Source organism: Streptomyces lushanensis (assembly GCF_001700515.1).
Taxonomy (GTDB): domain Bacteria; phylum Actinomycetota; class Actinomycetes; order Streptomycetales; family Streptomycetaceae; genus Streptomyces; species Streptomyces lushanensis.
The window spans coordinates 37,067-56,182 of the sequence record NZ_MAUD01000105.1 but is presented as its reverse complement, the minus strand read 5'-3'; the positions used below and the strand labels follow the sequence as shown (position 1 = coordinate 56,182).

12 protein-coding genes are annotated in these 19,116 nt (G+C 71.6%); 7 read left to right on the top strand and 5 right to left on the bottom strand.

What is annotated here, in order from left to right; translation table 11 throughout:
* Positions 1-56 precede the first annotated feature (56 nt).
* Positions 57-1,706 (bottom strand): thiamine pyrophosphate-binding protein, encoded by a 1,650-nt coding sequence (locus BFF77_RS10240; protein WP_066946688.1) that lies wholly within the window; start codon positions 1,704-1,706, stop codon positions 57-59.
* Between the two features lie 479 nt (positions 1,707-2,185).
* Between BFF77_RS10240 and BFF77_RS35560 the strand changes: the two genes are divergently transcribed.
* Positions 2,186-3,511 (top strand): FAD-dependent oxidoreductase, encoded by a 1,326-nt coding sequence (locus BFF77_RS35560; protein ID WP_066946686.1) that lies wholly within the window; start codon positions 2,186-2,188, stop codon positions 3,509-3,511.
* 48 nt (positions 3,512-3,559) lie between these two features.
* Positions 3,560-4,399 (top strand): alpha/beta fold hydrolase, encoded by an 840-nt coding sequence (locus tag BFF77_RS10230; protein WP_066946683.1) that lies wholly within the window; start codon positions 3,560-3,562, stop codon positions 4,397-4,399.
* Between the two features lie 75 nt (positions 4,400-4,474).
* On the opposite strand, the gene BFF77_RS10225 is transcribed toward BFF77_RS10230, so the two are convergent.
* Together BFF77_RS10225 and BFF77_RS10220 are read right to left on the bottom strand one after the other, a co-directional pair.
* Complete coding sequence (locus BFF77_RS10225; RefSeq protein WP_066946681.1) at positions 4,475-5,320, bottom strand: SDR family oxidoreductase; 846 nt, start codon at positions 5,318-5,320, stop codon at positions 4,475-4,477.
* Positions 5,321-5,450: 130 nt separating this feature from the next.
* Complete coding sequence (locus tag BFF77_RS10220; protein WP_066946678.1) at positions 5,451-8,717, bottom strand: AfsR/SARP family transcriptional regulator; 3,267 nt, start codon at positions 8,715-8,717, stop codon at positions 5,451-5,453.
* 169 nt (positions 8,718-8,886) lie between these two features.
* Here BFF77_RS10220 and BFF77_RS10215 point away from each other — a divergent pair, with 169 nt between their 5' ends.
* The 4 genes from BFF77_RS10215 to BFF77_RS10200 all read left to right on the top strand — a co-directional run bounded on the left by BFF77_RS10215 (position 8,887) and on the right by BFF77_RS10200 (position 14,051).
* Complete coding sequence (locus BFF77_RS10215) at positions 8,887-9,498, top strand: NADPH-dependent FMN reductase (protein ID WP_066946696.1); 612 nt, start codon at positions 8,887-8,889, stop codon at positions 9,496-9,498.
* Between the two features lie 26 nt (positions 9,499-9,524).
* The gene (locus tag BFF77_RS10210; RefSeq protein ID WP_066946677.1) at positions 9,525-10,298 is read left to right on the top strand and encodes a thioesterase II family protein; all 774 of its coding nucleotides are present in this window, start codon (positions 9,525-9,527) and stop codon (positions 10,296-10,298) included.
* A gap of 543 nt (positions 10,299-10,841) precedes the next feature.
* Positions 10,842-13,319, top strand: coding sequence for an ATP-binding protein (locus BFF77_RS10205; RefSeq protein WP_066946673.1), 2,478 nt, complete (start codon positions 10,842-10,844; stop codon positions 13,317-13,319).
* A gap of 45 nt (positions 13,320-13,364) precedes the next feature.
* Positions 13,365-14,051, top strand: a complete 687-nt coding sequence (locus BFF77_RS10200; protein WP_066946670.1) for a hypothetical protein — start codon at positions 13,365-13,367, stop codon at positions 14,049-14,051.
* A gap of 140 nt (positions 14,052-14,191) precedes the next feature.
* Here BFF77_RS10200 and BFF77_RS10195 read toward each other — a convergent pair whose 3' ends face one another.
* On the bottom strand, positions 14,192-16,522 hold the full coding sequence (locus BFF77_RS10195; protein ID WP_066946668.1) for an ATP-binding protein: 2,331 nt from the start codon (positions 16,520-16,522) through the stop codon (positions 14,192-14,194).
* A 149-nt stretch (positions 16,523-16,671) separates the two neighbouring features.
* A complete protein-coding gene (locus tag BFF77_RS10190) occupies positions 16,672-18,303 on the bottom strand; it encodes an aspartate aminotransferase family protein (RefSeq protein ID WP_079124998.1) in 1,632 nt (543 codons plus the stop codon).
* Positions 18,304-18,496: 193 nt separating this feature from the next.
* Between BFF77_RS10190 and BFF77_RS10185 the strand changes: the two genes are divergently transcribed.
* A complete protein-coding gene (locus BFF77_RS10185; protein WP_066946665.1) occupies positions 18,497-19,045 on the top strand; it encodes a flavin reductase family protein in 549 nt (182 codons plus the stop codon).
* Positions 19,046-19,116: the final 71 nt, after the last annotated feature.

Here is a 19,116-nt window from a genome sequence, read left to right as displayed (position 1 = left end):
CCGGCGTCCGGGGGCGCTGGAGCCGAGACGATCGGCCACCGGCTCGGATGCCTGCGTCAGCTCAGATGCTTGGCGATTTCCCAGCTTGCCGCCAGTTCGACATCGCCGTTGATCCGTACGTCGACCAGGACCGGGCCGTTCTCGACGGACAGCGCCCGGTCGATCTCGCCGAGGTCGTCGGGGGTGCGTACGGTGAAGCCCTTGGCGCCGAAGCCCGCCGCCAGTTTCGCGAAATCGGGCTCGGGCAGGTCGGCGTAGGACGGGTTCAGCTTCTTGTGGACCAGGTCGTGCTTCTCCTGGCCCACCGCGTTGTCGTTGAAGACGATCACCGTGAGCGGCAGCCTGTGGCGCACGGCCGTATGGAAGTCGGCGACGTTCATCATGAACGAGGCATCCCCGGTCGTATGAGTGACGCGCTGTCCGGGACGTGCGAAGCAGGCGCCGATCGCGAGGGCGAGGCCCTGGCCGACGGCGCCGAAGTCCCAGCCGATCGCCCAGTTCTCCGCGCGTGGCACGGTGAGGATCTTCGCGCAGACCATGGCCGCGTGGCCGCCGTCGAGCACCAGCACACGGTCGTCCTTGGGCAGCGCGTCCTCGAGGTGCCGTACCGCGCGCCGCGGATCCGTCGCGTCCGCGTCGTCGTACCGCACGGCCGCCGGCTTCCGGTCGTCCTGGAGCCGCCGCAGGAGTCCGGGATCGGGCCGGCGCGCGTCCACCGTCTCGGCGAGCCGGTCCGTCAGCGCCGACACGGCCGTCGCGGCGTCGGCCGTCATGCCGACGGCCACCCGGGCGAACCAGCCGAAGGCGTCCGGCCGGTCATCGATCTGGATGATCTTCTTCTCGTTCGCGACGAGCTTGCCGAAGTCGGTCGTCCATTCGTTCAGGCTGGCGCCGACCACCACCATCACATCACTCTCGGCGAGTGTTTCCACCGTCAGGGGCGAGCCCAGTCCGCCGCTGATTCCCAGATACAGCGGATGATCCGCGCAGAATCCGGCGGCGAGGTTGGATACCCCGATGGGCGCGCCGAGGCGCTCGGCCAGGGCGCGTACCGCGGATTCCGCCGCGGAGTTCCTCGCGCCGAGTCCGCAGAGAATCGTCGGGCGCCGGGCCGACGCCAGCAGCCCGACCGCTTCCTCGACATCCTGAGTACGCGGCGGCTGGAGGGTGTTGGGCATGTACATGGGCCGGTACGTCCATCCGGGATCCGGGATCTCCGCCTGCTGGACGTCCTGCGGAAGATTCAGGACGAACGGCCCTTTGCGCACCTTGATCTGACGGAACGCCTCGCCGAGGCAGTAGTCCACGTTGTGCACCGATTCCATGCGGACGGTGGCCCCGGTGGTGAGTCTCGCGAGCGCCGGCTGGTCCACCATCGCCTGCGGGTTGTACGGGTCACGCAGAGAGGCGTGTCCGGCGATCACCATCAGAGGCGTCCGGTGGAGCCGCGCCGCCACCAGCGAGGTCGTGGCATTGGTGTAACCAGGCCCTTGAGTGACCGACGCGAGACCGGGTCTGCCGCTGAAGCGGGCGTAACCGTCGGCCATGCCGACGGCGCCGGCCTCATGGTGGGCGTGGACGAATGTCGCGCCGTGCCGTTCGCCCAGGTCCACGATCATGTCCTGATTCGCGTCCCCCATCACGGCGAACAAGTGGTCGAGCCCTTCGGCGGCGATCGCGTCGGTGACAGCCTGGAATGCCTTCATCGGATCTTCCTTCGGGTTCGGACGGCCGCGGACCGGCGGGCCCCGACGCTTTCGGCGGAAGGCCAGAGCGTAATGCACCCTTATGTCATGGATCCCGGCATGGGCGCGCGGTGGGTGACGCGGTTTCGACGGGGCACCGATTCGGCGTAACTCCGGCGGATCACGGACCGTCATGGCGGTACGGCTTCTCCTGTCACGAGCTCGTGCCGTGCGGTGCCGCGCCGTGCCGTGCCGGGACCGTCCGGTCGTCCGGGCTGTCCCGCCGGGCCCCACCGGGAGGCGGGGCCTTCGAAACACGCCCTAAGCGCGGTTTGCCCCCGTTGTCAACGCACCCCCGGCAGGGGGATTACCGGGCGATGGTCCACCGGTTACCGGGCGGAGTTAGCGTCCCTGAGTCCTGAGGGACGCGGCGTCCACCAGTGGCGGACGGCAGGGGTGGCGGATACGAGCGGTGACAGACATTGAGGAGGCACCCCGCCATGACGGGTAAGAAGTTGCGACGAGCCGTGGTGTTGGGCGGGAGCATCGCGGGTCTGCTCGCGGCGCGGGCACTGTCGGAGGCGTACGACGAGGTCGTCGTCGTGGATCGGGACGAGCTGACCGATCTCCCGGAGAACCGGCGCGGAGTGCCTCAGGGACGCCATGTGCACGGGATACTCGCCCGGGGCCAGCAGATCATCGAAGAGTATTTCCCCGGTATCACCGAGAAGCTGGAGGCGGCCGGCGCCGTCACGGGCGACGTGGCAGGGAATGTCCGCTGGATCATGGACGGCATTCCGATGAGCCAGGCCGACTCCGGGCTCCTCGCGGTGTCCGTCGCCCGTCCCACCCTGGAGGCGCACGTCCGCCGCCGGGTGCGGGAGCTGGCCAATGTCGAGATCCTGGACCGCAAAGAGGTCGTCGGACTGCGGTTCGCCCCGGTCGCGCACCATGTGACGGGTGTACGGACGGTCGACCGCCAGGATGCGGGCAGCACCTCCGTCATCGACGCCGAGCTCGTGGTCGACACCATGGGGCGCGGCTCACAGGTCCCGCGCTGGCTGAAGGACCACGGATGGCCGGCCGTTCCCGAGGACCGCACCCAGGTCGGTCTCACCTACACCACCCGGCACTACCGGGCGGGGCCCGAGCCGTCGCCCGGGGACATCTCCGTCGACATCGTCGCCACACCGGACAACCCCCGCGGCGCGATCTGCGCGCGCATCGACGGGGAGCGTCAGATCGTGACCGCGTACGGAATCCTCGGCGACGTACCGCCCACCGATCCGGAGGGCTTTCTCGACTTCCTCAAGTCGCTCTCCTCACCGGAGATCTACGAGGCGCTCGCGGTCGGCAAGGAGCCGCTCGACACCCCGGTGTCCTACCGGTTCCCGGCGAGTCTGCGCCGCCGCTACGAGCGGATGGACCGTTTCCCGACCGGGCTGCTGGCCATGGGAGACGCGGTGTGCAGCTTCAACCCGACGTACGGGCAGGGGATGACGGTCGCGGCCCTCGGCTCCGTCGTACTGCGCGCGCACGCGCGGGGCGACGGCCCGCCCGATCCGGTGGCCTACTTCCGCGATCTCGCCCGTGACGCGGTGGACGAGGCATGGCGGCAGGCGCTCAGCAACGATCTGGGCTTTCCCGGGGTCGAGGGAGACAGGACACCGGAGATCCTCGCCGACCAGGAGTACATCGGCCTGGTCCTGGAGGCGGCGCAGCGGGACGGCGAGGTCGCGGCGGCCTACGCGCGGGTGATCGGTCTGGTGGACCCGCCCGAGGCGCTGCGCTCCCCGAGAGTGCGCGAGGCGCTCAAAGCGGACTGACCTCCGTCGATCCGCCCGGCCCACTCCGCTCACGGACAGGCAGCCCTGATGCAGATCTCCCTGAACGAACTGGTCTTCGACGTCGACGTGGCGGGTCCCGGGGACGGTGACCCGGTACTTCTGCTCCACGGCTTTCCGCACAGCCGGCAGTCCTGGAGCGACATCGCGCCGGTCCTGCACCGGGCCGGGCTGCGTACGGTCGCTCCCGACCAGCGCGGCTACTCACCCGGTGCCCGTCCCGAACCGACGGCCGCGTACGCGCTCGCGGAGCTGGCGGGCGACGCCCTGGGCATTCTGGACGCCCTCGGCATCGCCTCGGCGCATGTCGCGGGCCATGACTGGGGCGCGGTCGTCGGCTGGTATCTGGCGGCGCGGTTCCCGGGGCGGGTACGGAGCCTGACGGCGTCGGCGTTCCCGCACCTGGACGCCTACCAGCACGCGCTGCGGGTGGACCCCGAGCAGCGGGACAACTCGGGCTACATCGAGACGCTCAGCGCCGAGGACGCGGCGGACTCCTTCCTCGCCGACGGCGCGGCCGGGCTCGACGGATGGTTCCGGCAGGCGGGCGAGGGCGTGCTGAGCGAGGAGCAGATCCAGCGGTACGTCCGTTTCCACACCCGCCCCGGCACACTGCGGGCCGCGCTCAAGTGGTACCGGGCGGGGACGCTGCGGGACGACAACGGTCCGCTCGGGCCCGTCGCCGTGCCGACCACCCACATCTGGAGCGAACACGATCCGTCGGTCAGCGTCTTCGCCGCCGAGCACACCGCGGACCACATGACGGGCGACTACCGCTTCGTCCGTCTCCAGGGTGTCTCGCACTGGCAGCCGCAGCAGGTCCCGGAGACGATCGCCGCGGAGATCCTGCACCGGGCGGGCCGCGTCTGAGCGTCGGGGCGCTGCCGGTGCGCGCGGCGCGGGCCGGTCCGTGCGGTCCGGGCGGCTCATCCGCCGTCCGTACGGTCAGTCGTCCCAGGCGCCGGCCGCCGCGGCCCTGTCGGCGAACGCGGTGAAGTCCCGAGGGGGCCGGCCCAGCACGCGCTGGACGCCGTCGGAGAGATGGGCGTCCTCGCCGTCCCGTATCCAGCGGTACAGCTTGGCCATGAAGGCGGCCTGACCGGGCGGCATGCCCCGCGCGACGAGCCCGGCCACGTACTCCTCCTCGGGGACCGGCACATAGCGGATGGCGCGGCCGGTCGCCTTGGCGATCGTGTCCACGGCCTCGCCCATGCTCAGGGCGCGCGGCCCGGAGAGGGCGTAGACGCCGCCCTCGTGACCGTCCCGGGTGAGGACCGCCGCCGCGACCTCGGCGATGTCCTCGGTGTCGACGAACGGCTCCGGACCGTCCCCGGACGGCAGCCGCACCTCCCCGGACCGCAGCGGCCCGCGCAGTGCCGCGTCCTCGGTGAAGCCCTGCATGAACCAGGTCGGCCGCAGGATCGTCCAGGCGGCGCCCGATTCCCTCAACGCGTCCTCCGTCGCCAGCAGTTCCGGCTCGCCGGAGTCGGACCAGCCGCGCGCGGAGAGCAGGACCAGCCGCTCGACGCCGCGCTCGACGGCGAACCGGGCGAAGGCCCGCATCCGCTCGGCGGCGTGTTCGTTCTGCGCGTCCACCAGATAGGCGGCCCGCGCTCCGGACACCGCGGGCTCCCAGGTGGACTCGTCGAACCAGTCGAAGCGGAGGGGCGTCGCGCGGGCCACGGCCCTGACGTCCTCACCGAGCTCCCGCAGCCGGGCCACCACATGCCGGCCGGTCTTGCCGGTGCTGCCGATGACCAGGAGGGGACCGTGTCCGCTGCCGCGTTCCATGCCGACGAGTAGACCATGAACGACCGTGCCCGAAGGGCGAGTTGTCCGAAGCCGACGGACGGCCGAGGCGGAACGGGATCGTCCGGACAATGGAACGGCGCCGTCCGGATATTGGACCGGCGCCCGCTCCTCAGGGCGTGTGCCGGTGGTCCGTCAGGAACTTCTGCTCCTCGTCCGCAGCGGTCTCGTGGTCCCTCGCCGCTCCGGCCTCCAGCCCGGCCAGGAAGGCGTCCTCGCCGAGGCTCTCGCGGATCCGCGCGGAGATGCGCTCCACATCACCGCGCTCCGCCGGCGGGAGCGGCGCGCCCGACAGCGTCCTGGTCTGCGCCGCGGTCCCCAGCAGCCGTGCGGCCCGGGTGTGCCGACCCGCGAGCGAGTGCGCCCCGGCGAGCCCTTCCAGCGCCAGTGCCACGGCCCGCGAGTCACCCGTCACCCGTGCTGTGGCCAGGCAGTCCTGGTGCAGGGCGAGTGCGGCGGCGGCGTCGCCGCGCTGCTCGGCGACGAATCCCAACTCGGCCAGGACCAGGGCGAGTCCGGTGAAGGCACCCCGGCTGCGGTTCCACTCGCGCCACGGCCGCAGATGCTCCTCCGCGGTGTCCAGCCGGCCCTGCCGCCGGGCGGCCAGCGCGAGTCCCAGCTCGGCGAACTGCTCCACCGGCCGGTTGCCCTGGTCGACCGCCAGCCGCAGCGCCCGCTCATGGAGCTCGTCGGCCTCCGTCAGCCGTTCCGCCAGCAGGGCGATCCGGCCCAGCCCCGAGAGCTTGCGGGACACCTCGGACCACAGCTCCAGGGATTCGGCGATACGCAGTCCCTCCCGGTGCAGCCCGGCCGCCAGCTCGTAGTCGGCGTTGATCTCCGCGAGGACGCTCAGTACCTCCGTCGCCTTGAGCTGCCCCCACGCGTCTCCCAGGTCGATGAAGTGACCGCGGGCCTCAAGGGCGTTGCCGCGCATCGCCTCAAGATTGCCCCGGGCCATCGCGAGGGCGGCCCGGGTGCTCAGCGCCGCCGCCACACCCCAGGCGTCGCGCAGGGCCCGGAAGTCGGTCAGGGCGCCGTTCATCCGCTGCTCGCCGGCCGTCAGCGCGCCCAGACTCCACTCCGCGAACCCGAGGAACCACTCCGCCCTGGCCCGGCCCACCGTTCGCTCGGGCCGCTCGCCGTCCTGTTCGGCCCCGGCGTCCGCGCCGCTCTCGCCCAGCAGCATGCCGAGCCCGGTGTGCCAGGTCCTCGCCTCGGCCCGTTCGGCCGCGGGCGCCTCTCCCTCGGTGGCGAGCGCGGTCGCCAGCGCCCGGCAGCCCTCACCGAGCCGGCCGCGCAGGAACCAGTACCAGGTCAGGGCGTTGGCCAGCCGCAGCGCCCACTGCGCCGATCCGGTACGGCGCGCCTCGTCCAGGGACCGCTGGAAGTTGGCGGACTCGGCGTCCAGGAGTTGCAGCCAGCGGCGCTGGTCGCGGCCGTGCAGATGCGGCCGGGCCCGCTCGGCCAGTTCGGCGTAGTACCGCAGATGGCGACGGGCCAGTTCCGCGGTCTCGCCCAGCTCGTGTGTCTTGCGCTGGGCGTAGGCCGCGACGGATTCCAGCAGCCGGTAGCGCGGCAGGGAGGGGCATTCCACCCTGATCACCAGTGAGCGGTCCACCAGCCGGGCCAGGATGTCCAGCACCTCGTCGCCGCGTATCCCGGTGCCCGCGCACAGTTCCTCGACGGCCTCCAGGGTGCAGCCCTCGGCGTGCACGGCGAGTCCGCGCAGAAGCGTCTGCTCCTGCGCGCTCAGTAAGCTCCAGCTCCAGTCGATGGTCGCCTGGAGCGTCTGCTGACGCTGCGGGGCGCCCCGGTATCCGCTGTTCAGTATCCGGAAACGGTCGTCCAGCCGGTTCAGCAGTTCCTGGACGCCGAGGGTCCGTACCCGGGTGGCCGCCAGCTCCAGCGCCAGCGGCAGCCCGTCCAGCCGGCGGCAGATGTCCGTCACCTTGGGAGTGGTGACGGCGTCGAGGACGAAGCCCGGATCCACGGACCTGGCCCGCGCCGCGAACAACTGGACGGCGCTGGAGCGTTGGAGCGCGGCCGTGTCGCTGTCCGGCAGCGGCAGACTGAGCGGCGGCACCGGCCAGATCGTCTCGCCGGGTATCCGGAGCCTCTCCTGACTCGTCGTCATCAGCTTGAGGTGGGGCGCGGTTTCGAGCAGGGAGATCACCAGCTCGGCCACCGCGTCGACCACATGCTCACAGTTGTCCAGGACCAGCAGCAGCCGGCGCGAGGCCAGCGTCCTGACCAGCCGTGACACGGAACCGCCCGCGGACTCGGCCGCGAAGGCCGCGGCGCCGGAGTCCTCGCGGATGCCCATCACCGCCATCACGTGTTCGGCGACCACTCCCGGCCCTGCGGGCCGCTCCGCGCCGCCGAGTCCCGCGAGCTCCACGAGCCAGACACCGTCCGGGAACTCACCGTCCAGCTCGCGGGCCGTGGCCGTGGCGAGCCGGGTCTTGCCCACCCCGCCCGGACCGGTGAGGGTGACCAGCCGGCGGTCCCGTACGAGCTGCTGGAGCTCGACGAGCGCCTCGTCCCGGCCCACCAGGGAGTTCACCCCGGCGGGCAGATTGGTGCGGGAGCGGGTGCCCGGGATGGCGTTCGAGGAGCCCGTGGTGCCCTGGAGTCCGGGGTCCTGGCGGAGTATGGCCTGGCGGAGCGATTCGATGGCGGGACCGGGAGAGAGCCCCAGCTCCTGGTCGAGCCGCCGCCGCAGCTCCGCGTAGCTGTCGAGGGCCTCCGAGGAACGTCCGACCCGGTACAGGGACCGCATCTGCACCGCGCGGAGCCGCTCCCGCAGCGGATGGGCGGCCACCAGGGTGGTGAGTTCACCGATCAGCGTGCTGTGCTCACCGAGTTCGAGACGGGCCTCGGCGTGCTCCTCGACGGCGGTGAGGCGCTCCTCCTCGAGGCCGGCGACCGCGACCCGTACGAAGGGCTCGTCCGCGAAGTCGGCGAACGCGGGCCCCCGCCAGAGCGACAGGGCGTCCGTCAGCACGGCGGCCTTCGCCCGCGGATCCTCGGTCGTCCGGGCGCGCACCAGCAGCGAACGGAAACGGTCGGCGTCCACCGATGTGTCCGGTGCCCTGAGCGCGTACCCGGGAGCCCTGTGCACGACCAGCTCCCGGCTGCCGGGCTCGGCCTCCTCCAGCGCGCGCCGCAACTGCGAGACCTTCGCCTGGAGCGCACCGAGCGGGTTGGCGGGAAGTGTCGAGCCGCCCCACAGATCCTCGACGAGTCTGTCGGCGGACACCACCCGCCCGTTGTGGGCGAGCAGATCGGCGAGCAGGGCTCGGACCTTCACCTCGGGTACACGTACCAACCTCTCGTTGGTCGCCCACACCTCCAGCGGTCCCAGCACCCCGAATTGCATGAACCCCAGCCTAACCCAGCTCATTCACAGGGATGGGAATTATCGCAGGTCACGGTCCAGCAAGGGGTTGCTCTCGGCGCCCGAAGCGGACCCGAAGGAAATCCGAAGGCATATGCCGCACAGTGACTTCCGGCAGGACGTGCGTACGGCGAAGGGAGTTGGGACCCTGATGGGGGACACGGACCGACTGCGGCTGGTGATCATCATCGGGAGCGTCAGGCAGGGCCGGTTCGGCCCCGTCGCCGCGGAGTGGCTCGCGTCGAGGGCCCGGCTGCGCGACGATTTCGACATCGATGTCATCGATCTCGCCACGGCCTGGCTGCCGGATGTGATGTCCACCGAACTCTCGGCCCGTAAACCTCAGGCGGTCCAGGACCTGGCGCCGTGGCTGGCCGCGGCCGACGCGTTCGTCGTGGTCACCCCCGAGTACAAGCAGAGCTTCCCCGCGTCCCTGAAGAGCGCCATCGACTGGTACGACAGGGAGTGGCACGCCAAGCCGGTCGGATTCCTCTCCTACGGCGGGGCGTCGAGCGGGCTGTGCGCGGTCGCCCAGCTCCGGCAGGTCTTCGCCGAGGCCCACGCGGTCACGGTCCGCGAGACCGTCAGCTTCCACGACTACCAGGACCGCTTCGACGCACACGGCCGGCCCTTCGACATCGAGGCCGGTCACGAGGCCGCACGCGCCATGCTCGACCGGCTCGGCTGGTGGGCCCGCGCGCTGCGCCAGGCGCGCGCGGTCGAACCGTACGAACTCGAAACGGACCTTTGCCCAGGAGAGTGACCGTGCAGAGCGGAGGGAGAAGCGTCATGGACACCAAGTGGTTCAGACGGTACGACCGGACGGACGCCGTTGACCTCGGCCGTCCCCGGCTGATCTGTTTCCCGCACGCGGGCGGCGCGGCCAGTGCCTATGCCGGTCTGTCGCGCCAGCTGTCCCCGTACCTCGATGTGTTCGCCGTGCAGTACCCGGGCCGGCAGGACCGCAGACACGAGACACCGGAGCGCGGCATCGCCTCGCTCGCCGGGCGTGTCGCCCAGCGGCTGCTCGAAGGGACCGCCGGGCCCTACGCCCTCTTCGGGCACAGCATGGGCGCGCTCGTCGCCTACGAGACCGCCCGCGCCCTCCAGCAGTGCGGCGCGCCCGCCCCGGTCCGCCTCTTCGTCTCGGGCCGCGGTGTCCCGGGCACGACGGTCGGTCCGCACGACCAGCTCGACAGCGACGCCGCGATCCTGGCCGCCGTGCGGAATCTGGGCGGCACCGACGCCGGAGTGCTGGACGATCCGGAACTGGTCGCCATGGCGCTTCCCGCGCTGCGGGCCGACTACGGCGCCCTGGCCTCCTACCGCTGGGCCCCCGATCCCGTACTGCAGACACCGGTCAGCGTCTTCGTCGGGGCCGACGATCCGGTGGTTCCGGTCGAAGCCGCGCGGGCGTGGTCCGAGCGCACCGCGCTGGACAGTGAGACACTCGTCTTCCCCGGCGGTCATTTCTATCTGGGCGGACAGCTCGACAAGGTGGCCGAGGCGATCGTGGACCGGACGGCGGTCCGGCCCGCCGGACGGGACACGTGGCGGACCTAGGGTCTTCCGTTCGGATCCGACCGGGTCGGTGCGCGCGCCGTGGAGCGGCCGATGCCACCGCTGTGCTTACGATCGCAAGTGCGGGACCGGCGCCGTCCGTTCACCGGCCGTCCGTGGACGGCCGCGGCAACGCGGCGGGCGCGGGTGCGAGGCGCCGCGTGCCGGGCGCGACATGCGGGACAGGGGGCGAAGTGCCCGCCGACGCCCCGGCGCCCTCGGGCGCGCGGGCGGGACCCAGGACGTCCTCCGGGGCGTCCGGATGCAGTGACCGGCAAAATTTACAACGGTGTAAAGAAAGCCGGACCTGGAAGTGTTTCGGAGCGCTCCGTGCGGGACAGGCCCGGCCCGGCCGAATCCGGGCCGGTCAACCAGGACCCGCCGCACACGGTCCTGTACGTCCGGGGGGCGGCACGGTCGTCGACACCCACCATCCGACCACTACAGACCGGGCCGTGGCAGTACGGCCTCCGTACTCGTCGAATCAGCGCACACTTTACCCATGAGGGGACAAGCGTGGAGTTCAGGATTCTGGGTCCGTTAGAGGTGTCGTCGCAGAACGAGGCCGTACCGCTCGGGGGATTCAAACAGCGCGCGGCGCTGGGGCTGTTGCTGCTCCGGGCGAACCGCGTGGTGGCCACCAGCGAGATGCTGGCCGCGCTGTGGCCGGAGGAGGAACTGCCGGCGACCGCCAGGAAGATCGTGCAGAACGCCGTATGGGGCCTGCGGGCCGTACTCTCCGAACCGCCGCGCCACCACGGTCCCGAGCACGGCTACCGACCCGAACTGCTCACCCAGGCACCCGGATACATCCTGCGTGTCGATCCCGAGCGGCTCGATGTGAACCGTTTCGACCGGCAGGTCGCCGAGGGCCGGGCGCGGCTGCTCGCGGGCGACGCGGAGCAGGCGGCGCGGCTGCTGCGTGAGGCCCTCGCCGAGTGGCGCGGGCCCGCCCTGGCCGATCTCGCCGAACACGGTGTGGCCTGGCCGGAGTTGACCGCGCTCAGCCAGCTCCGGCTGGATGTCATGGAGGACCGCTTCGAGGCCGAACTTTTGTGCGGGCGCCATCAGGGTGTGCTGGGTGAGCTGGTCTCACTCGTCGCCGCGGAACCACTGCGGGAGCGGCTGTGCAGACAGCTGATGCTCGCCCTCTACCGCTGCGGCCGGCAGGCCGAGGCCCTCAGCGTGTTCACCCGGGTACGGCGTGCGCTGGTCGAGGAGTACGGTCTGGAGCCCTCGCGCGATCTCCAGCTCCTCCAGCAGAGCATCCTCACCCACGATCCGACCCTGGTCGCGCCCGTGGACGCCGGGGCCGAACGGCTCGTGCTCGCGGACGTACGGCCGCTGCGCGGCGGTCCGTCACCGAGAGCAGCCGAAGCGGTACGGCAGGATGTCCGCACCGGCGACGAGCACCGGCCGGAGGACGAACGCGGTCCCGGCGGGCCGGAGCACCGCAGGGACGGCCAGTACCCGCCGCCGGCGCAGGAGCAACGGCCGCGAGTGGAGCGGCAGCCGGGACCGGAGCCGCGCCCGGGACCGGACCAGCGGCCGGGACAGGGACAACGGCCGCTCATGCCGTCGGCCACCGTCGGCAGACCCGACGGGCGCAGATCCGTGCCGGGCGGGCGCGGGCCGGACCGACGGGTGCCGGACAGGTCCGACGCGCACGCAACCGCGGCGGGGCCGGTGGCCGAACGGCGGCAGGTCAGCGTGGTGCTGGTGCGCACCGGATTCACCGGCGAGGCCGCCGCGCTCGGCGCCGACCGGATCGCCCTGTCGCTGCACGACGCGGTCAGCGCGTTCTCGGAGGGCGTCGAGGAGTTCGGCGGTACCGTCGTCGGCTCCCTCGGCTATGTGTCCGTCGCCCTGTTCGGGCTCCGGGAGGACCGGACGACGGCGTCGCTGGACGCGGTGGCGGCGGCCCTCGCCGTACGCGACCGGCTCAACCGGATGCCCGGGCCCACGTTCCACGCGGTCGTGATCGCCGGCTCCGCGCTCGTCCGCCACGATCCGCACGATCCGGCCGCGCCCGTCACGGTGGTCGGCCGGCTGCTCGACGACGCCCAGACCCTGCTGACCGCCGTACCGCCCGGCGAGGTCTACGTCAGCGGCGACACCGCGCGCGTCAGCGAGGTACGGATGCGGCACCGGCCGGTGGTGCATCTGGAGGCGGACGCCCAGGTGCCACGGCAGCGCATACGGGCGGAGGGCTACGACATACCGCCGGGCACGCACGAGGAGTCGGCCGACCGCGAGCACGAACTCGCCATCGTCTCCAATCTGCTGGACCGCTCCCGCAGTCATGAGGCGCCGCATCTGGTGACGATCCTCGGTGAACAGGGCGTCGGGAAGACCTGGTTCCTGGAGGAGTTCGAACGCCGGGTCTCGCTGCGTTCGGCGCAGGTGCGCGTGGTCCGGGTGGGCGCGGAGGAAAGCGCCGACAACGGGCCCCGGCTGGCCCGCGACATCCTCGCCGCGTGCTGCGGACTGCCGCCGGGGGCGGGCGCGGACAGCCGCTTCGCCGAGGCCGTGCGCAGACTGGCCGGGCACGGGCCGGTCGCCGAACGACTGCTGCACAGCCTGCTTCCGCTGATGGGCCCGGCCGCGAAGGGCGCGAGCCACGAGGAGGTCCACCAGAGCTGGACCGAGCTGGTGAGACTCTCGGCGCGCGAGCGGCCGCTGGTCCTCTGCTTCGACGACATCCACCGGTCCGAGGACTCGGTGCTCGACTGCGTCGAGAGGCTCGTCGCCACGGCCCGTCCCGCACCGCTGTTCGTGGTCGCCTCCGCCCGGCCGGAGCTGCTGGAGCGCCGGCCGTTCTGGGGCAGCGGACAGCGCCACGCCGGCACTCTGACCCTCGACCGGCTGCCGGAACGGCGCGGCGACCTTCTCTCGCGCTTCGTCGGCCGGCCGGGAACGGCCGAGGGGGCGGTGTACGCGGCCGGTTCCGGACGTCCGGCGGTGCGCCGGGGCCGGGCACTGACCGGTCATGAACCGTTCGTGGCCAGGCACGCGGAGCGATGACCGCCGAATGGAGCGTCTGAGCACGGGACTTGCTTCCCTGAAAGCATGGATGACACCAATCTCCCACCGTCCCCCGCCCACCGGCCCGTGAGGAGCGCGGATCTGTCCCTGGCCTCGCTCGTGGGAAGGGAGTTCGTCGAAGCGCTCGACGCGGGGCTGCGCCGGGCGCGGGCCGCCGACCGGCGCCGCTCGCGGCCCGCGCCCCCGTCCCCGGCCGCGTCCGAGACCGCCGTCCCGCACCGGCAGCCGGACCGGGCTCCCCGCGCGGACCCGGTTTCCCGGACGGACCTGGCCCCCCGGACGGAGATGGCCTCGCGGGCCGACCAGGGCCCTCGCGCCGACCTGGTCATGGCGCTGCTCGGCATGCACGCCGCCGCGATCCTCCGGCGCTTCGAGACCGCGCTCCCGATGGTCGTGGTCCCGGGGACTGTGCCGCGCCGTGTGTCACGGCTCTCGCTCACCGTCTGGGCCCGGGGGGTGCTGCGCGGCGCCATGGGCCTCGACGGGCCCGCCGATGTCAGGACGCCGCCGCCCACCGCGGAACAGCAGGTGATCGCGGCGGCCCTGCTGCTGGAGTGCGCGGCGATGACGCTGCCGGCCGGGGACCCGGCGGGTACGGAGGCGATCGGCGCGCTGGCCCGGGCGATCCGTACCGTACGCACCGATACCGTACGCACCGCCCCCGCGGCGGCCCGTGCCACTCCTGCGCCGGTCCCCGCCCGGCGGTCGTGACCGCTGGCGGGACCGCCGAAGAGGCCGGACATCCGCACGCGGACGGCGGACCCACCGTTCGCGCGGCGGGACCGGTACGCGCCGGCCCTCGCGGGGCGTCCGGGCGGCCCGGTACCGCCTCGGCCGCCGGGGCCCGGACCCTACGCGACGTCCGCGCTGCCGTCCGGGACGAGCAGTGACTTCAGCAGCCGGTCCAGCGCGTCGCCGTCGACGGGGGCGAGACTGATGGTCATGGTGTGCTGACGGCCGCCCGCCCAGTCGGGACGGCGTTCGAGCAGAAGGGCGCGGGCGCCGACGACATTGAGCAGCGGCGCGTCGGCACAGCGTTCGGTCAGATGCTCGACCGTCTCCAGCAGGATGTCGTCGGCGTGGTGCAGGTCGTCCCAGATGAGCACCAGCAGCTGTTCGCGCGCCGCCTTGACGAGGAAGTCCCGCCAGGCCGCCAGCACCTCGTCGGTGAAGGGCGCGCGGTGCGAGTGGGGGACCGCCGCGATCAGAGGGTGCAGCAGGGAGAGCAGCACCCGCGCGTCGTCCGCGCGGCCGGTGAGCCGCAGCAGCGCGGCCTCGGCCTTGTGGAGCGCCGCGCCCTCCGGGTCCTGGTCGGTTATCCCGCAGTACATGGCGAACATCTCCGAGGGAACGGCCAGCGGACTGCCCGTGCCCGGACGCGGGACCGTACCCGCCAGCACCCGTACGTCGTCCCGTTCGGCCGCGAGACGGCGCTGGAACTCCATCAGCAGCCGTGTCTTGCCGAATCCGGACTCGCCCAGCACGGTGATCAGATGCGGCAGCGACCGGTGCTGGGTGCGCCGCAGCAGACCGTGCATCAGGTCCAGTTCACACTCACGCTCGCCCGGGTGCGCCACACAGAGCTCATCGGTGCCGTCCGTGACCCCGCCGACCGCCCGGACCTGCCAGTTCGAGGGAGACTTCCGCACATGGTGGTAGGTGACGAGCGGTTCGGTCAGCCGGCGCGTCTCGTCGCACACCCGGACCTCACCGGCCGGTGTCCGGTCCAGCATGTCCTGGCACGAGTCGACCAGATCGCCGCCGATCCACGGCCGGACGGCGCCGGCCACGGGCCAGCGGGTCACCACGGCCTCGCCGGTGGTGACCGCCGCGTGCACATCGAGGCCGCGCACCATGGGAGCGGGCGGCGCGAGCGGGCCCGACGGAACGCTGAGACAGTCCCGGACGGCGATGCCGACACGCACCGCCCGGTCCGCGCCGCACGCCTGCTCCGGGGAGTGCGCGAAGTAACCGAGCTGGACGGAGCCGATCGACGCCGCCGCCAGTCCGCCGAACTCCTCGATCTTCTCGCGGGCGAGCTGGGAGACCGCGTCGAGAACCCGGTCGACGTCCTTGGGCGGAAGGTGGTCGAACTCCGTGCCGAGCTGGAAGCGGAGCATCAGGATGGTGGCCGGCTGACGGGAATTCAGCGGTTCCTCCGTATTCTCCGGAATCCCGGCGTTCCCGGTGTCGCCCGTGCTGCCCGCGGTCCCCGGATTCCTCGTCTCTCCGGTATTCCTGGTGGTTCCGGTAATCCCGGTATTCCGCGCATCTCCCGCATCGGTGTCCCCGGAGGCCTCCGCCGGGGCGAGGTCCGGCCCCGTGACGTCCTCGGCCGCGTGTGCTCCGTCGTCCTCCTCCGGCGCCTGGCCGGCCTCGGCGGGCGGGAGCGGAGCGGTGACCGCGAACGCGTGTTCACGGCGCGCCGTCACCTCGGCCGGCAGATCGAGCGACGGGTCCTGAGTGAGGACCGACTGCTGGAGCCGCTGCATCTGACGGCCCGGTTCCAGACCGAGCCCTCCGACGAGTGCCGCGCGCACCCGGTTGTAGACGCCCAGCGCCTCGGCCTGTCTGCCGCACCGGTACAACGCGATCATGAGCTGCTGCGAGGCCCGCTCCCGCAGCGGTTCGGCCTCGACGAACGCCTCCAGCTCCCGCAGTACGGCATGGTGCCCGCCGCACGCCAGCTCCGCCTCGAAACGGTCCTCCATGACATCGAGACGCTTCTCCTGCACGGCGGTGAGCTGCGGCCAGGCCGTACCGTCCTCCACCAGATCGGCGAGGGCGACGCCCTGCCACAGGGACAGGGCGTCGCGCAGGACCCGGCTCGCCGTGCGCGGATCACCGGCCGCCAGCGCCGCACGCCCTTCGGCCACCCGCTGCTGGAAGACGAGCAGATCGATCTGGCCGGGTCTGACGCGGAGCATGTAGCCGGGCGAACGCGTCACCAGCTCCGGCGCGTCCTCGGAGCCCGCGGCGTGGGCGAGTGCGCGGCGCAGCCGCCAGACCGCGTTCTGCAGGATCTTCCGCGCGGTCATGGGCGCACGGTCGGTGGGCCACAGAGCATCGAGCAACTGACTGGTGGGCACGACCCGGTTGGCGTGCAGCAGCAGAAAGCCGAGCGCCGCCCGCTGTCTGGTCCCGCCGAGTTCCACCGGCCCGGAGTCGGTCTGGACTTCCAATGGGCCTAAGAGCCGAAATTGCATGGATCTCCCCGCTTGAAACCCCGCACGCTACAAACCCTTGATCACCTGTGTCAAAGATTGGTCGAACCGGCCATTCCCGGACGTATGGGCGTCGGCGTGCGGGGGGCGAGCCACGCGGCGCCCACTCAGCGGGCGGGGGCGCCCGTGAGACGTTCACCGGCATGGTCCCTCATGATTCCGCAGATGTCCCGGAGCCCGCTTTCGAGTTGCGCTATCTGCGTGTCGGAAAGCTGGAGGGACGGCTCGAAACGAAGGGTGTTGAGGGCGCTCGCGGTCGGGAAGGTACGGATGTCGTGCTGGTGCAGCAGATGCCCGGCGAGCACATAGCCGAAGAGGCCGCCGGTCGCCGCGTCCCGCAGGATCCGCGAGGAGGAGCCGGACTGGTCGTGGAACTCCATGCCGAGCATGAGGCCCTTGCCCCGGATGTCCTTGACCACCTCGGGAAAGTCCTCGCGCACCGATGTCAGCGCGGCCCGCAGCGCCTCGCCCCGCTCCACGGCCCGCCGGTAGGCCGCGCCGCCGTCGGCCTCCAGCAGTTCGAGGACCTTCAGCGCGATGTGGCAGGAGAAGCTGTCCTTGGCGAAGGTCGAACTGTGGACGATCTCGAACTCCTTGCGGTACCGGGCCTCGCGCACCAGCATCACCGACGTCTTGGCGATCCCGCCGCCCAGCGTCTTGGCCAGTGTGTAGTAGTCGCCGCGCAGACCGATCTGTGAACTGGCGAGGAGCGTGCCGGTCCGGCCCATCCCGCTCTGGATCTCGTCGATCACCACCGGGCAGTCGATCGACGCGCAGAACCGCTGGATCTCCGCGGCGAATTCGGCCGACAGGACCTGGATCCCGCCCTCGCCCTGGATCGGCTCGACCAGGAAGGCGCAGAACGCGGGGATCTCGCGTTCCGTCAGCTCCACCCGGCCGTCGGAGACGGTCACGTCCCAGACCGTACGGCGTTCCTCGGCGTGGATCTCCTTGAGCGCGTCGGGCCGGTCCCGGGGTACGAACCTGGCCTGCGCCGCGAGCGACTTGAAGGGGGTGCGATATGCCTCGTTGTGCGTCAACTGCACACTCGCCGCCAGCTTTCCGTGGAAACCGCCCTCCAGCGAGAGGAACAGCGGTGGCCGCGAGAGCTGTTCGGCGTTCCGGCGCGTCAGCTCCGCGGCGAGCGCCTCGAAGTCCCCGCCGGGCGCGGGAGCGGTGATCCCGAGACGGGCGTACGCCGGCGCCGTGACCGTCGCCGTACCGGCCGCCACCGCCGCGCGGGCGCTCTCGGTGTGCGCGGTGAGCTCCTCCTGGAGCGCCGCCAGCCGCATCACCCGGTCCAGCTCGGCGTGTTTGACCGCGGCCTCGACGGCCTCCGCCCCGGTGTTGGCGAAGATGGCGAAATACGGCTCGTCGGTCTCGAGTTCCCGGTGGATGATCCGGTTGAGTTCGCCCGCGAGACGGTTGGCGTAGGGATGCCGGGAGAACTGCGCGTGTACGGGAGTTCCCGCCGCCAGCAGTTCCGTCGCACATCGGACGATTTCCGGGTGGTTGTGGCCGAGAAGGACGGAACCGTAACCGCCGGCGAAGTCCACCACCGGTATCTCGGCGCCGTCCTCACCGAGCCGGAAGAGCGTGTTGTCCTCGGCGCGGACATATTCCACGGCGAGTCCGGCGGTGCCCAGCACCGCGCGCAGATAGGGCTCGGCGAGTTCCGGCTCGGTGAACTCCGGTTCGGCGGACGCGGGCTCGGGTGATACGGAGTCTGTGTGATCCATGGGCACAGAGTGCGCCCGTGAGGTAAACCGGCAGTCATCGCGGAGTCACTTCGCGGGCGGGGGAGCCGGAAGGGACCACGGTTACCCGACGGTGGAGGCGCGTCGATGAGCCGCCGGTACGTTGATGAACCGCCGGCCCGTGTTTCGAATCGTAACGGGTCGAGCGTGCCCCAACGAATTCGGAGAAGGTGGCATGAATTCCGCGTCCGCTGAACTCGACTCCTCGGCTTCCCACTCCGAGCCGCGCTGGGTGGGCCCCGGCCGGCTGAGGGAAGTGATGTCCCGTTTCGCGACCGGCGTCACGGTGATCACCGTGGGCCGGGAGCATCTGCACGCCATGACGGCGAATGCCTTCAGCTCTCTGTCGCTCGAACCGCCCTCGGTGCTGTGCAGTGTGGGGCACGGCGCGGTGATGCATCAGGCGCTGACCTCCGCAGGGCGGTTCGCCGTGAATATCCTCGAAGCCGAACAGGAGCCTCTCGCACGGCACTTCGCCGACAAGAACCGGACCCTGGGGGCCGCGCAGTTCGACGGTGTGGAGTGGCGGCCCGGTGAGCACACGGGGGCGCCGCTGCTGGCCGGTTCACTGGCCTGGGTGGAGTGCGAGCTGACCGCGGCGCATTCGTTCGGCGACCACACCATTTTCATCGGGACGGTGCTGGAGGCCGGCCGCGGCGGTGACGGTCCCGGTCTGCTTTTCGTCAATGGCGCCTTCGGCCGCCCGGAGCTGCAATCGTCCTGAGCGTGACAGGCGGCGAAAGCAACCTGGTGGCAGGAAAGTAACACGGCGGTAAGCGGGCCGCCCCGGTCTCT

Coding starts and splice junctions, on each gene's coding strand:
- BFF77_RS10240 (WP_066946688.1), bottom strand. CDS start 1,706: ATGAAGGCATTCCAGGCTGTCACCGACGCGATCGCCGCCGAAGGGCTC.
- BFF77_RS35560 (WP_066946686.1), top strand. CDS start 2,186: ATGACGGGTAAGAAGTTGCGACGAGCCGTGGTGTTGGGCGGGAGCATC.
- BFF77_RS10230 (WP_066946683.1), top strand. CDS start 3,560: ATGCAGATCTCCCTGAACGAACTGGTCTTCGACGTCGACGTGGCGGGT.
- BFF77_RS10225 (WP_066946681.1), bottom strand. CDS start 5,320: ATGGAACGCGGCAGCGGACACGGTCCCCTCCTGGTCATCGGCAGCACC.
- BFF77_RS10220 (WP_066946678.1), bottom strand. CDS start 8,717: ATGCAATTCGGGGTGCTGGGACCGCTGGAGGTGTGGGCGACCAACGAG.
- BFF77_RS10215 (WP_066946696.1), top strand. CDS start 8,887: ATGGGGGACACGGACCGACTGCGGCTGGTGATCATCATCGGGAGCGTC.
- BFF77_RS10210 (WP_066946677.1), top strand. CDS start 9,525: ATGGACACCAAGTGGTTCAGACGGTACGACCGGACGGACGCCGTTGAC.
- BFF77_RS10200 (WP_066946670.1), top strand. CDS start 13,365: ATGGATGACACCAATCTCCCACCGTCCCCCGCCCACCGGCCCGTGAGG.
- BFF77_RS10190 (WP_079124998.1), bottom strand. CDS start 18,303: ATGGATCACACAGACTCCGTATCACCCGAGCCCGCGTCCGCCGAACCG.
- BFF77_RS10185 (WP_066946665.1), top strand. CDS start 18,497: ATGAATTCCGCGTCCGCTGAACTCGACTCCTCGGCTTCCCACTCCGAG.